Here is a 13,632-nt window from a genome sequence, read left to right as displayed (position 1 = left end):
AACGCCGAAGAAACCGGCCCATTCCCCTAAGGCCGGACAAGCAGAATCCAATTCGGCGGGTCTCACCCCGCCGCCCCCACTGTCCGGAGAGTCGCCGTGAACCGACGTATCTTCCTGTCCTCCGCCATAGCCGTCGCTGTCGCCGCCGGCACGGCACCCACCGCGACGGCCCGGGCGGCCGACGCCCGCACCGCCGCAGCCCCGGACCCGCAGGCCCACCAGCGAGCCGCCGCCCTCCTCGCACGGATGACGGCAGCCGAGAAGGAAGCGCTCGTCCGCTGCGACTTCGCCGTTCTCGGCCACCTCGGCATCCCCGCCCTCACCATGATCGACGCCTCGGCCGGACTCCGCGGCGAGCAGAACGTCACCGCCTTCCCCGTGCCACTCGCCCAGGCCGCAGCCTTCGACGACGACCTGGCCCGCCGCATCGGTGTAGCCATCGGTACGGAGGGGCGTGCCAAGGGCTACAACAACCTCCTCGGCCCCACCATCGACCTCACCCGCACCTGGCACTTCGGCCGACAGGCCGAAAGCCTCGGCGAGGACCCGCTGCTCGCCGGCCGCATCGGAGCAGCCCTCACCACAGGCATGCAGAGCCGTCAGGTCACCGCCACCATCAAGCACTTCGCCGCCTACACCCAGGAAGCGAACCGCTTCTTCACCGACACCCTGGTATCCGACCGCGCCATGCACGAGATCTACCAGGCGCCGTTCCGCCGCGTGATCGCCGCCGCCCCCACCACCTCGGTGATGATGGCCTACCCGAAGATCAACGGCATCTTCGCCACCCAGAACCCGGCCCTCTTCGACGACGTCAAGCACCGTCTCGGCCTCCAGGGCTACACGGTCCCCGACTTCTGGGCCGGCGACGACGCGGTCGCCGCCGCCAAGGCCGGCATGGACCTCGCCGGACTCGGCCCCGGCGGAGTCAGGCTGGCCCCCGGAGACCTCACGAACGGCTCCGTCTCCCCCGCCCGTCTCGACGACGCGGCCCGCCGCGTCCTCGTCACGATGTTCGCCAACGGTCTCGTCGACAACCCCGTCCCCGCCCCTGCCCAGGACGTCAGCACCCCCGCGCACCAGAGCCTCGCCCACGAGGCGGCCCTCGCCTCCACGGTCCTGCTCACCAACACCTCATCGGCCCTGCCACTGCCCGCAACGCTCCGGTCTCTCGCCGTCATCGGACCCGCCGGAACGGACGTCCTCACTGGCGTCGCCGGCTCCACCTACGTCGACCCCGGGACCTGGACCACGCCACTCCAGGCCATCAGGAACCGGGCCGGCAGCACCATCACCGTGACCCATGCCCAGGGCACCACCGGCGACGTCCCCCTCACCACCGTCCCCGCCACCGTCCTGCGCACCACCGGCGGCGCTCCTGGCCTCACCGGCCGCTACTACGCCTCCGCCCAGCCGACCGGCACCCCGGTCATCACCCGCACCGACAGTGTCATCGACTTCACCAGCGCACCGGCCGGCTCCCTGCCCGCGACCTGGTCCGCGACCTGGTCGGGCACCCTGACCCCGACCCACACGGGCCTGCACCGCTTCTCCCTCCTGCCCGCCGGCACCACCACCCTGAAGATCAACGGAGTCACCGTCGTCTCCGGCTTCCGGGGCACCCGCAGGTTCTTCCTCGGCACCTACGACTACCCCCTTCAGGGCACCTGCGAGCTCACCGCCGGTCGGAGCGCCACCATCGAGGTGACCTACAGCAACGCCCTCGCCGACCCGGACGCCACCGGCCAGAGCACCTGCGGCCTCACCCTCGGCTGGCAGCCGGCCTCCCTCATCCCGGCCGCGGTGCAAGCCGCCCGTACCGCCGATGCCGCCGTCGTCTTCGTCAACCGCATCGCCGGCGAAGCGATGGACCACGACCAGCTCACACTCCCCGGCGACCAGAACCAGCTCATCACCGCCGTCGCCGCGGTCAACCCGCGCACCATCGTCGTCCTGAACACCGACGGCCCCATCGCGATGCCCTGGCTCAACGACGTCGAAGCAGTCGTACAGGCCTGGTACGGCGGCCGCGGCATGGGCACCGCGCTCGCCGCGGTCCTCTTCGGCGACAGCGACCCCTCCGGCCGACTGCCCCTCACCTTCCCCGCCGGCACCGCCCAGGGCCCCGGCACCAGCACCTCGACCTATCCCGGCAAGAACGCCACCGTCGCCTACGACGAGGGAACCCTCATCGGCTACCGCTTCTACGACGCGAACGGGCAGACGCCACGCTTCCCCTTCGGGCACGGCCTGTCCTACACGACCTTCGCCCACGGCTCCCTCGAAGCCGCCTACGACGCCACCGCCAAGGCAGTGACCCTCTCCGTCACCGTCACCAACAGCGGCAACCGCCAGGGCACCGAGGTCGTCCAGATCTACGCCACGCTCCCGGCTGCGGCGGTGGCGGAACAGCGCCGCCTCGTCGCATACCGAAAGCTCACGCTCGCTCCCGGAGCGAGCCAGCGCATCACCTGCACGATTCCCGCCGATGACCTGACCATCTGGAACTCCGGTTCCTGGACCCTCGTCCCCGGCCTCTACACCTTCGCCGCCGCCCGCGACTCCCGAGCCATGACAGCACAGAGGGCGGTCACCATCAGCTGACCGAGCCATGCGGCGTCTCTGACGGCGAGGACCGTCAGGAGGGTGCCAGTCCCGTCGCCTCGGGGAATGACGGGACTGGCAGCAGCCCCAGGCGACTCGTCCCGAGAGGTGTCCCGTACGGACCAGACGGACGTATATGTGTCCGAGGGAGGGGCCCGCCGGTGCCCGGCGGGCGGCCTCACCTCAAGCCGAGGCCGGTGGCGCGTCGGATGGGGCGGCGCGGCGGTGTTCGGCGTTGATGCGCTGGGCCTCTTCGAGCTGGTCTTCCAAGACGATGATGCGGCAGGCGGCCTCGATCGGCGTGCCCTGGTCGACGAGTTCGCGGGCGCGGGCGGCGATGCGCAACTGGTAGCGAGAGAAGCGGCGGTGGCCGCCCTCCGAGCGCAGCGGGGTGATCAGGCGGGCTTCGCCGATGGCCCGGAGGAATCCTTGTGTGGTGCCGAGCATCTCGGCGGCCCTGCCCATCGTGTAGGCGGGGTAGTCGTCGTCGTCAAGACGGCCGTACGAGTCATCTGCTGTCATTTGCACCCCTTTGTGAAACGCATGGAGGGGCCCTGGTGCCGTACTGGCACCAGGGCCCCGAAGGAACTACTACACCACGTGCCGGCCCTCATACTGCGCCGACGTTCTGTTTCCGCCTACCGACCCAGTCGCTGCCGGGAGTGCGGGGATCGCGGTTGCTTGACCGGAGACCACCTCACTATCGATGTCCTGCGGTACCCGGGTTCAAGACATCCGCCCGGGCGATCCTGATGGTGCTTCGTTCCTCCGTTCTTCCTCGGCAATCAACTACTTAACTACGGGTACTGCTCTACTGCTGATACTGCGGGTACTGCTGGTGATGCGAACTGCTCAGTGGCCTGTGACAGCGCCACTCACGGGTACCGCACCTGACATGGCCGCGGTCCCGCACACGGCGGCCCCTGATCACTGCGGGCCACCCGGTCCGGCCGTCAGTCCCGTCGCCGTCCTGCAACATCCCTGGCTTCGAAACTCCACCGCCGCACCGCCCTGCGAACTGCACCTACCTGTACTGCCTGTACTGCTGATACCGCTGCCCGGCAGTTCATCTCTGCCGGGCCCTGCTGTCTCTCTGGGCTACGAGAGAAACCATAGCCACGCCACCGCCCAATGTCTACTCCGGCCGATACAGATTTCCGCGTGTCCGATGGACAGGTAATCGAGTGCGGCGATCCGCATCCGGCTGGCCCTATTCCGCGTCCGGGGAGTGGGCACGGCGTTGGTCGCTCTGGTCGCGGAGGTCTTCGGTGCGACGGGTCAGGTCGTCGACGCGTGTGGCCAGGTCGGGCTGGAGGGGGGCGAGGTGGGTGTGGGTGCGCGCGAGCGGTTCGAGGAGCAGGGTGGGGTCGCTGTCCGCGAGGGCCGCGGAGAGGTCGGCCCGTGCCTCCGGGGGCAGGGTGTCGAGGGCGGTGATCTGTCCGGCGAGTTGTCGCAGGTCGGCGGCGTTCGATCGGGCCCAGGCCGTGACGGTGCGGTCGGCGGCGCGGCGGTCGCGGATCGTCTGGACGCGTTGTTCTCCCGTAGTGCCGGGGTTGCCTGGGCGTACGCGGAGATAGCGGCGTTCGGCGGCCTGGCGACTGGTGACACCGAGAGGGTGGGCGAGGTCGGCCCAGCTGGCGCCGGCGTCCCGGGCGGCCTCGATGAATCCGGGTTCCCACGCGGCCAGCTGCTCGCGCAGCTCACGCAGGAGCAGGAGGGCGGCGAGCGCCTCCTCCGAGGAGCCGTGCGGTGCCGTGGCGGGGGTGGCCGCGGACCGGGCTTCCCGTACCGCTTCGTCGATCGCGGCCAGGGCGGCGACGGCCGCGGGGAAGGTGACCGGCTGGTCGGCTCCTGTCACAGGATCACATCCTCTTCGGCATGTCGTCCACTCGATGACACTCAACTTGTCGTCGTTCGGATGACATGCTACAACGGATGGCAGATGCAGCGCATTGGCAGTCACTGCCTGATCACACTGGAGGTGTTTCGCGATGTTGATGCGCACCGACCCGTTCCGCGAGCTCGACCGTCTCGCCCAGCAGATGACGGGTACGGCCGGCACCTGGTCACGGCCTTCCGCGGTGCCGATGGACGCCTACCGCGAGGGTGACGTCTACGTCATCGCCCTCGACCTTCCCGGCGTCGCACCGGACGCGATCGACATCGACGTCGAACGGAACATGCTGACGGTGAAGGCCGAGCGCCGCCCCGTCGCGAAGTCCGACGACGTCCAGATAGAGCTGTCCGAGCGGCCCCTCGGCGTCTTCTCCCGGCAGCTGATGCTGGCCGACACCCTCGACACCGAGAAGATCACGGCCGACTACGAGGCGGGCGTGCTCACGCTGCGCATCCCGATCGCCGAGCGTGCCAAGCCCCGCAAGATCACCGTCGGCCGGGGCGACGACCGCAGGCAGATCAGCGGCTGAGCCGTAGTAAGAGCCGGGAGCGGAGGGCGGAAGCCTTTCCCCCTCCTCCGTCCTCCGCTCCCCGCATCCGCGTATGCGAAAGGGGGTCGTGATGAGACCGCGATGGCAGACGTTCCTCGACCAGGTCCAGGAACGCGGCGACTACAGCTCGCCGCAGGAGGCCGAACGCGCCGCCCGCACCGTACTGGCGCTGCTCGGCGCCCATCTGGTCGGCGATGCGCGGGCCGCACTCGCCGCCCGCCTGCCGGAGACCTTCGCCCTGATCCTCCTCAACCCGCTCCAGGCCAGAGAACCCCTCTCACCGGAACGCTTCGTACGCGCGACGGCCGCCTGGATCGAAGGAGCCACCGAACGGACCGCGGCCTGGGACGTCAGCGCCGTCCTCAGCGTCGCCGCCGACGCGGCCGGCGAGGAACTGACCGACCGGATTCTCCTGCAGCTCCCACCCGGCTACGACCTCCTCTTCGGCCGGCCGCACCACCCCCGGTGGGCCGGCACCCCCTGACACGTGTTCGCTCCGCCCGGCCCACGGACCGGGCCCGAAGAGAACGGCGATCTCCACCGGCATGACTCTTCAGACCGAGACCACGACAGCCCCCGCCCACGGGAGCATGACCAGCGCGGCGCCCTACTCCCAGATGCTCGAGCGCGTGCGCTACGAGGGCGCCTACCCGACCCTCGAACGCGCCGACGAAGTCGTCCACCGCGTACTCGCCGCGCTGGGACGCCAGCTCGTCGGCGACGAACGCGTCGACCTCGCCGCGCGTCTCCCCGTCGAGGCCGCCCTCGTCCTCACCGCCCAGGTCCCCGCCGTCACCCCCCTCACCGGATGGGAGTTCGTCAAGGATCTCGCCCAGCGCACCGGGAGCACACCCGCCACCACCCGCTGGAACGTCGGCGCCGTCCTCGCCGCCGTGTCCCAGCTCGCCGGACCCGAACTCCTCGACCGCATCATCGACCAACTCCCCTCCGGCTACGCCCTTCTCTTCGGCAAGGCCGAACTCCATCAGCCACGGCGCAGGACAGCCCCCTTCCGACCACACCCGCACCTCGGGTCCGTCGTCGGGTGATCGGCTGAGGCCTGGAGCCGGGGCGTTGCCGGCGGAGACGGTGGTCAGCCGCCGACGTGGATGCCGGGTCGGCGGTCGGGGTCGGGTTCGTGCTTGCGGATGATCTCGCGGGTGACGGGGGCGGTGTCGCCGCGGCCGAGGAGGAAGTAGCGCAGCATGTGCTTCAGCGGGCTGCCTTCGGCCCAGGCGAAATAGCAGTGCGGCTTGACGCCTGTGCTGTCGCGCAGGGCGAGGAGGATCGCGGCGATGGCGTTCGGGGCGGCCGGAGCCTCGGCCCGCAGAATCCGGTATCCGTCGACCTCGACGCCCCGCACGGTCAGGACCTCGCTGAACTCGGAGGGGTCGATCACGTCGATCTCCAGGAACACCACGTCCGCGGGACCGGGGACCGGGTTGGTGCCGCGCTGCTCGCGTTCCTTGTCGCGGTACTCGGCCATGTCGCCGGCCTGGCGGCGGTTGGCGATGATGTTGATGGCGTCGTCGTGGGCCAGGGTGTCGGCGATGAACCTGCGGGCCGCCTCGTCGAAGACGAGGCTGTCGGCGCGCAGTTCCGTGGTGCGTGACACCCGGGATATCAGCGACACCAGGATGATGCCGGCGATGAAGAACCCGGAGATGGTGATGCCGTCGGGCTTGTCGATGACGTTGTAGACCAGGGCGTAGAGCAGTACCAGCGTGAGCAGCGCGAACCCGGTGGCGACCGCCCCGCGCCCCCGGCGGGCCACGGAGACGGTGACGGCGAAGGCGCCGGAGACCATCATGGCCAGGATTCCGGTGGCGTACGCGCCGGCCTGGGCGTCGACGTCGGCGTCGAAGGCGATGGTGATGAGGACGCACAGGGCGGTGTAGACGAGGACCACGGGCCTCACCGCGCGTCCCCATTCGGGGGCCATCCCGTACTCGGGCAGGTAACGGGGCACGATGTTGATCAGACCTGCCATGGCCGAGGCGCCGGCGAACCACAGGATGAGGATCGTGCTGATGTCGTAGACGGTGCCGAACGCCTCCCCGACGTGCTCGTGGGCCAGCCAGGCCAGGGCCCGGCCGTTGGCCGCGCCGCCGGGCTGGAACTCGTCCTCGGGGATGAGGACGGTGGTGACGAAGCTGGAGGCGAGCAGGTAGACGCTCATGACGAGCGCGGCGGTGGTCAGCAGCCTGCGGGTGTTGCGGACACGTGAGCGCAGCCGTTCCCCGGCGTCGGCGCCGTGGGCGGACACCAGCGGCATCATGCTGACTCCGGTCTCGAAGCCGGACAGGCCGAGCACGAGCAGCGGGAACGCGAGGAGCGCGGGCGTCATCAGGTCACCGAATCCGGCGCCGCCCGCCACGAGCGCGTCCGTCCAGGCCGAGAACGCGCCCGGTGTGGTGATCACGTGGACCAGGCCGACGCCGATGACGACCGCGTTCAGCACGAGAAAGATCGCGACCAGGGGGATGGCGACGCTGACGGCCTCGCTGAAGCCGAGCAGGAAGACGGCTCCGAGGACCAGCAGCAGCGCCACGGTGAGGGCCACCTCGTGGCCGTGGAGGGCCTCGGGGAAGAAGGGGTTCTCCACCACGTGGACGGAGGCGTCCGCGGTCGACAGGGTGATGGTGATGATCCACGAGGTGGCCACGAAGCCGAGCAGGACCAGGACGAACAGCTTGCCCCACCAGAAGGGCAGCAGGTCCTCCAGCATCGCCACCGAGCCCGCACCGTGCGGGCTCGCCTTCGCCACCCGCCGGTACATCGGCAGCATGCCGAGCAGGGTCAGCGCCACGATCAGCAGCGTCGCCAGCGGGGAGACCGCACCGGCCGCGAGCGCGGCGATGGCCGGCACGTAGGCGAGGCTGGAGAAGTAGTCGACTCCGGTCAGGCACATCACCTTCCACCAGGCATGCGACTCGGCCTGCCCGGCACCGGCCGCTCCGGCGGGCTGCACCTGGTGGCGCAGCATCCAGCGCGCCAGCCGCCCGGTCGGCTGCGACCGCAGCGCGGGGCTGTCCACCGCCTCGGGCATCACGGTCGGGACCTTCGCGTCCTCCATGTCCCCCATCGACTTTCCTCACTCCCGCCCTTCAGGGCCCGCCACCGCACTCGCGGCGACGCGACCACCGAGTATGGGACCTCCAGGCAGCCCGTCCGACCCGCACGGGAACGCTTCACGCGTCCCCGTGCGGTGTGGTGCCGACGAGCCCGGCGACCGTACGGGGAGGCGGGTCCGGTGGAGATGAAGCGTTCCACCGCGGCGCGCGCCGGTCGGGCCCCCGGCTTCAGGAAGCCGCACCGCGCCGTCGGCCGGAAGGCGACGGTGCCCGCCACGGGCAGCGCTCCGTGGGGCAGGAACACGTCCCACTCCGACCAACATGGCTTCCCCACCTGGGCTGTCGCGCCGGCGGGGCGCTAAGGGCGCCGGATCAGGTCTCCCGCGACAGCCGCCATGAACAGCCACGCGCCGACCCCCAGCAGCCACAACGCGCCAAAGGCAGCCCCCAGCGCGATCAGGCACACACCCACCACGGCGAGGGCGTACACAGCTCGCCGCACGCCACGGTCAGGGCCCCAGGAATCAGCCACACCAGGGAGGCTCCCGGCACCTCACCGCCCCAGGGTCCGCGGCGCGATTCCTATCGCGTTCTTAACGCGGGCTTCCCATTCGAAGCGGCGCGGAGACCGCTCGGGGCGGACCCGAGCGGCCCAGGGGAATGCCTCTCGGCGCGCACGAGTAGGTTGCCCCTACACATTGCGAGGACTAGGGGCCGACACATGGATACGGAGCGTGACGATCAGGGTGACGCCGTCGGGCTGCCGCCGGCGGTCGTGGACTGCGCCCTGTACGAGGACGGCCGCAGGCTGCCCGGCCAGGTGAGCCTGGAGAAGATACTGGAGCGGATAGATCCGCAGGCGGGCCGCTTCGCGTGGATCGGCCTGTACGAGCCCACGGCCGAGCAGCTTCAGACAGTCGCGGACGCCTTCGGCCTGCACCCGCTCGCCGTGGAGGACGCTGTCCATGCCCACCAGCGGCCCAAGCTGGAACGCTACGGCGACATACTCTTTCTGGTCCTGAAGACCATCGTGTACGTCGACCACGAGAAGATCACCGCGACCAGCGAGATCGTCGACACCGGCGAGATCATGGTCTTCGCCGGCCCCGGGTTCGCCATCACCGTCCGCCACGGCAGCGCACCGCCCCTGGACAGCGTGCGCCGATGGCTCCAGGACGACCCGGAGCAACTGGGGTGCGGACCGGCGGCGGTCCTGCACGCGGTCGCCGACATGGTCGTCGACCGCTACATCGACGTCGCCGACGCCTTCGCCGGAGACGTCGACACCCTGGAGAACGAGGTCTTCTCCCCCGACCTCCCGGTCGACGCCGCCCGCATCTACCAGCTCAAACGAGAACTCCTCGAATTCAAGCGGGCGGTCACACCTCTCACCTCCGCCCTCCAACGCCTCAGCGAGGGAACCATCCCGCAGATCCCTCCGCAGGTGTCCGCCTACTTCCGCGACGTCGCGGACCACCATCAGCGCGTCAGCGAACAGATCGTCACCTTCGACGAGCTCATCACCGGCATGCTCAGCGCCAGCATCGCTCAGCTCGGCGTGCAGCAGAACGCCGACATGCGCCGCATCAGCGCGTGGGCGGCCCTCGTCGCCGTACCCACCATGGTCGTAGGCATCTACGGCATGAACTTCGACTACATGCCGGAACTGAGGTCCCCCTACGGCTACCCGGCGGTCCTCACCGTCATCGCCGTCGCGTGCACCGTCATCTATCGCGCCTTGAGCCGCAACAAGTGGCTCTAGAGTCCAGGCCACCTCCCAGCTCTCCCCGGCCACCGCGCCGGCTGTACCGCCCTGTGAGGCCCGGGACGCGGCTGGGCCCCGACCCAAGGGGGAGGTCGGGGCCCAGCCGTGCGAGGGGCGGTCAGTGCCGGAAGGTGTCCTTGACGTCTTCCTTGGACTCACGGGCCCTGCCCTTGGCCTGGTCCGCGTTGCCCTCGGCCTTCATGCGGTCGTTGCCGACCATGCGGCCCATGGCCTCCTTGGCCTTGCCCTTGGCCTGCTCGACCTGCGCCTTGCTCTTCTCCGTGCCCGACATCGGGACCTCCTCCTGAATGAACCGGATTGGTCTTGACCGACGCCTGCTCCCGATCGTCACGCTCAAACCTGATTCCGCCTCCGACGACCGGGCGACACGATTCCTCTCCGTTCACGCCACTACGGGCTGGGCCGAGCCGACGCCGCCTGCCACGTGCCACCCGAAAAACCCCGTGAACATCGCACGCATGAGCGAAAGGTGGTGGGGCATACGGCGCCTCGGAGGTTGATAACGATGGTTCCCCTGCTTCTCGTCCTACTGCTCGTGCTCGTCCTGTTCGGCGCCGGCTTCGCGCTCAACGCCCTGTGGTGGGTCGCGGTCGTGCTGCTGGTCCTGTGGCTGCTCGGATTCGTCGCCCGCCCCAAGGGCGGCAGCGGCCGTTGGTACCGCTGGTAGCACCCTCACCGATACCCGAACGGCATGACCGTGGGCCCACCACCTGACGAGTGGTGGGCCCACAGCCCGTGTCCCGCCCGTGACTCCGGGATCCGGCCGAGGACTTCGACGCCCTCGGAGGTCCCGCATACCCATGACCCGAACGAGGAGTGCCGCATGACCTACGGACAGCAGTCATTCGCCAGTACCACGGACACCGCCGCCGGACAGGGAGCGGCGGACGAGAGAATTCACCGCATCCGCAGACGTCTGGAGCGGCTCATCGGCATCGCGGCCACCGAGGGAAACACCGTGCGTCCCCTGCGTAACGGGGACGAGATCTTCACCGCGATGCTCGACGCGATCGGCGGCGCACGCCACACCGTCGACATGATGACCTTCGTCTACTGGCGGGGCGAGATCGCGCGGCGCTTCGCGGACGCCCTGACCGACCGGGCGCGGGCCGGGGTGAGAGTGCGCCTGCTGCTGGACGGCTTCGGCAGCCGTCTGATCGAGCGGGACCTGCTGGACCGGATGAGCGACGCCGGAGTGGAGGTCGCCTGGTTCCGCAAACCGCTCTACCTGTCACCCCTCAAGCAGAACCACCGCTGCCACCGCAAGGTCCTGGTGGTCGACGAGCAGACCGCCTTCACCGGGGGCGTCGGGATAGCCGAGGAATGGTGCGGCGACGCACGCAACCCGGGCGAGTGGCGGGACACCCACGTCGAGGTCCGAGGGCCCGCCGTCGACGGCGTCGCCGCGGCCTTCGCGCAGAACTGGGCCGAATGCCACGCGGAGCTCTTCGACGACCGCGACCGGTTCGTCAGCCACGAGCCGAGCGGGGGCGCCATCGTGCAGGTGGTCCGCGGCTCGGCCAGTTTCGGCTGGCAGGACATGCAGACCCTGATGCGCGTGATCCTCGAATCGGCCGAGGAACGGGTCCGTCTGGCGACCGCCTACTTCGCACCCGACGCCTACTTCGTCGAGCTGCTGTGCGCCACGGCCCGGCGCGGCGTGACGGTCGAGATCCTGCTGCCCGGCCCCCACACCGACAAGCGCGTGTGCCAGCTGGCCGGCCAGCACCACTACGAGGCGCTGACCGCCTGCGGTGTACGCATCCACGAGTACCAGCCGACCATGATGCACGCGAAGGTGATGACCATGGACGGGGTCGTATCCCTGATCGGCTCCACCAACTTCAACCGCCGCTCCCTCGACCACGACGAGGAGGTGATGCTCGCCGTCATGGACACCGGGTTCACCTCCACTCTCGACGCGCACTACGACGAGGACCTCCGGGCCAGCGAACTGATCCGTCCGGACCGCTGGAAGCGGCGCTCGCTGCTGCGGCGCGCCGGGGAGACCGCGGTACTCCCCATCCGCCGCTACCTGTAGCAGGAAGCGGCGGACACGGTGCTCCGGTGCCGTCGGCGCGGGGCCGTGCTGTTCTCCAGAACCCTCGAACGGCGGCGCTGGTGAAGGAAGGACCCGCATTCCTCCTTCACCAGCGCCGCCGTCCGAACCGTCCTACGGCGTGAGGCGGGTGCCGTGGTCAAGCCTTGTCGCGGCTCGCGTGCCGGAAGCGCACCCAGAGGGGCAGCACGAACCAGCAGCACAGATACCAGGCCACGACTCCGGCCACCAGCCACGGTACGTAGTGGTCGTGCGTCGCCACGCGCAGGATCAGGAAGAGCGAGGACGTCAGAGTGGCGAGCAGCAGCACGAGGCCGGTGAAGGTGAGCCGCGAGGCCCAGGCGACGCCGTGAGGCTTGACGTTCCGTCCCGACAGGATGCGATGGAGCGCCACCGGTGCGATGAGGGCTCCCGTCGCCAGGGAACCGAGCACGACCGTGGTGAGGTAGATCGTCTTGTCGGTCTGTCCCAGGCCCTGGAAGGTCGGGGTGAAGACCACGGTGAGCAGGAAGCCCAGCATGATCTGCACTCCGGTCTGCGCGACCCGTATCTCCTGCATCAGCTCCGTCCACCGGCGATCCGCACGTTCCTCGTGCGTCTCGTCCCGCGCGGTTCTCTGACCGTCCGTACCGCTCACACTCGTCTCCTCCGTCGCAACCATGGCGCCCTCCTGCCCCGGACTACGACACACATTCGTAGCTGCGTTCGAGGGATGTGGAGAACCTGGCTGCGGGATGTCGGAACAGACGCTTCTGAGGGCCGGGACGACGAGGGGTCTCAGTCGCGCGTCGCGAGGAAGGTGTGGGTGATGCCCGTCTGCCAGCCCGGCAGCGGCAGCACCTGGACGTCGACGAACCCCGCGCAGCGGAGGCGGTCGGCGAACTGAGGTGCCGTATCGAAGTCGAGCACGCTGCGGCGGAGGTGCCGGTAGAGGGCTGCGTCGCCGTGCAGCCGGCCCCAGGGCACGACGAGGCCGCTCATCACCGCGTTCCACACCGTCCGGTGGACGGCTCGGCCACTGAGCGTGTACTCGTGGACCGCGAGTCGCGCCCCGGGGCGCAGGAGATCGCGAACGGTGCGGAGTACGGCGTCGGGGTCGGTGACGTTGCGGAACAGGTACGCGGCGAAGACGGCGTCGTACGGCCCTGCGGCCCCGGTCGAACCCACGGCCTCGGCCGGTGCGTGCACGAAGGAGACGGAGGGCGGCCAGGTCTTGGCCCGCGCCTCCTCCAACATTCCCGCCGAGGCGTCCACACCGGTGAGGGTGGCGCGGGGCGCGGCGTGCAGCAGAGCGCGGGTCGAGGAGCCCGTTCCACACCCCAGATCGAGGACGGACAGGCCGGAGCCTTCGCCCGGCAGGCGGAGACGGCGGACGGAGCGTCTCAGGTGCCCGTGGTAGCCGGGGCTTGCGGCGGTCATGCGGTCGTACGAGGAAGCGGCGCGGTCAAAGGCCGCGGCGAGGTCGTCATCGCGGAGCAGGGTCATGGGGGTCCTCCCGGTCGGGTCCAGCGTGGGGCTGTCCCGCCCGGCGCTCCGTGTGCCACGCCGTGGGGTCCGGGTGCCTTTCGCCGGGCTCGCGGACCGGTCCGGGTGCGGCTGCTCGGCGCCGGGCGTCACGCGCAGGGGTCGTCCTGACCGGAAGTGTTGATCCTTACGGCGTAA

The 13,632-nt window shown here is 69.8% G+C and carries 13 protein-coding genes; 7 read left to right on the top strand and 6 right to left on the bottom strand.

Going from position 1 to position 13,632, the window contains the following annotated elements:
- Positions 1–96: 96 nt before the first annotated feature.
- Positions 97–2,604: a glycoside hydrolase family 3 protein gene (locus tag ACRRSS_RS14880; RefSeq protein ID WP_435971687.1), complete on the top strand. Its 2,508-nt coding sequence runs from the start codon at positions 97–99 to the stop codon at positions 2,602–2,604.
- Positions 2,605–2,787: 183 nt separating this feature from the next.
- Here the strand turns inward: ACRRSS_RS14880 and ACRRSS_RS14875 are convergent, their stop codons facing one another.
- Positions 2,788–3,126: a MerR family transcriptional regulator gene (locus ACRRSS_RS14875; RefSeq protein WP_435971686.1), complete on the bottom strand. Its 339-nt coding sequence runs from the start codon at positions 3,124–3,126 to the stop codon at positions 2,788–2,790.
- Between the two features lie 688 nt (positions 3,127–3,814).
- Positions 3,815–4,462 (bottom strand): type III effector protein, encoded by a 648-nt coding sequence (locus ACRRSS_RS14870; protein WP_435971685.1) that lies wholly within the window; start codon positions 4,460–4,462, stop codon positions 3,815–3,817.
- A 133-nt stretch (positions 4,463–4,595) separates the two neighbouring features.
- Between ACRRSS_RS14870 and ACRRSS_RS14865 the strand changes: the two genes are divergently transcribed.
- The 3 genes from ACRRSS_RS14865 (at position 4,596) to ACRRSS_RS14855 (ending at position 6,100) form a co-directional block, all read left to right on the top strand.
- Positions 4,596–5,030, top strand: a complete 435-nt coding sequence (locus ACRRSS_RS14865) for an Hsp20/alpha crystallin family protein (protein WP_435971684.1) — start codon at positions 4,596–4,598, stop codon at positions 5,028–5,030.
- A 91-nt stretch (positions 5,031–5,121) separates the two neighbouring features.
- Complete coding sequence (locus ACRRSS_RS14860) at positions 5,122–5,535, top strand: DUF2267 domain-containing protein (RefSeq protein WP_435971683.1); 414 nt, start codon at positions 5,122–5,124, stop codon at positions 5,533–5,535.
- Positions 5,536–5,641: 106 nt separating this feature from the next.
- Positions 5,642–6,100 (top strand): DUF2267 domain-containing protein, encoded by a 459-nt coding sequence (locus tag ACRRSS_RS14855; RefSeq protein ID WP_435975335.1) that lies wholly within the window; start codon positions 5,642–5,644, stop codon positions 6,098–6,100.
- Positions 6,101–6,144: 44 nt separating this feature from the next.
- Here ACRRSS_RS14855 and ACRRSS_RS14850 read toward each other — a convergent pair whose 3' ends face one another.
- On the bottom strand, positions 6,145–8,100 hold the full coding sequence (locus ACRRSS_RS14850; protein WP_435975334.1) for an amino acid transporter: 1,956 nt from the start codon (positions 8,098–8,100) through the stop codon (positions 6,145–6,147).
- Positions 8,101–8,846: 746 nt separating this feature from the next.
- Between ACRRSS_RS14850 and ACRRSS_RS14845 the strand changes: the two genes are divergently transcribed.
- Positions 8,847–9,887, top strand: a complete 1,041-nt coding sequence (locus tag ACRRSS_RS14845) for a magnesium and cobalt transport protein CorA (protein ID WP_435971682.1) — start codon at positions 8,847–8,849, stop codon at positions 9,885–9,887.
- 121 nt (positions 9,888–10,008) lie between these two features.
- Here ACRRSS_RS14845 and ACRRSS_RS14840 read toward each other — a convergent pair whose 3' ends face one another.
- On the bottom strand, positions 10,009–10,182 hold the full coding sequence (locus tag ACRRSS_RS14840; RefSeq protein WP_435971681.1) for a CsbD family protein: 174 nt from the start codon (positions 10,180–10,182) through the stop codon (positions 10,009–10,011).
- 234 nt (positions 10,183–10,416) lie between these two features.
- On the opposite strand from ACRRSS_RS14840, the gene ACRRSS_RS14835 reads away from it, so the two are divergent.
- Positions 10,417–10,578, top strand: coding sequence for a DUF5670 family protein (locus ACRRSS_RS14835; protein WP_327166277.1), 162 nt, complete (start codon positions 10,417–10,419; stop codon positions 10,576–10,578).
- Between the two features lie 156 nt (positions 10,579–10,734).
- Positions 10,735–11,952, top strand: a complete 1,218-nt coding sequence (locus ACRRSS_RS14830; protein ID WP_435971680.1) for a phospholipase D-like domain-containing protein — start codon at positions 10,735–10,737, stop codon at positions 11,950–11,952.
- Positions 11,953–12,109: 157 nt separating this feature from the next.
- Here the strand turns inward: ACRRSS_RS14830 and ACRRSS_RS14825 are convergent, their stop codons facing one another.
- Positions 12,110–12,631: a DUF6328 family protein gene (locus ACRRSS_RS14825; RefSeq protein WP_435971679.1), complete on the bottom strand. Its 522-nt coding sequence runs from the start codon at positions 12,629–12,631 to the stop codon at positions 12,110–12,112.
- Positions 12,632–12,747: 116 nt separating this feature from the next.
- Positions 12,748–13,455 carry a class I SAM-dependent methyltransferase gene (locus ACRRSS_RS14820; RefSeq protein WP_435971678.1) on the bottom strand — a complete coding sequence of 236 codons (708 nt, stop codon included), beginning with the start codon at positions 13,453–13,455 and terminating at the stop codon, positions 12,748–12,750.
- Between the last annotated feature and the right edge of the window lie 177 nt (positions 13,456–13,632).

The sequence above is a fragment of the Streptomyces sp. Qhu_M48 genome, from assembly GCF_051305195.1.
Lineage (GTDB): Bacteria > Actinomycetota > Actinomycetes > Streptomycetales > Streptomycetaceae > Streptomyces.
This window is presented reverse-complemented; position numbering and strand designations above follow the sequence as displayed.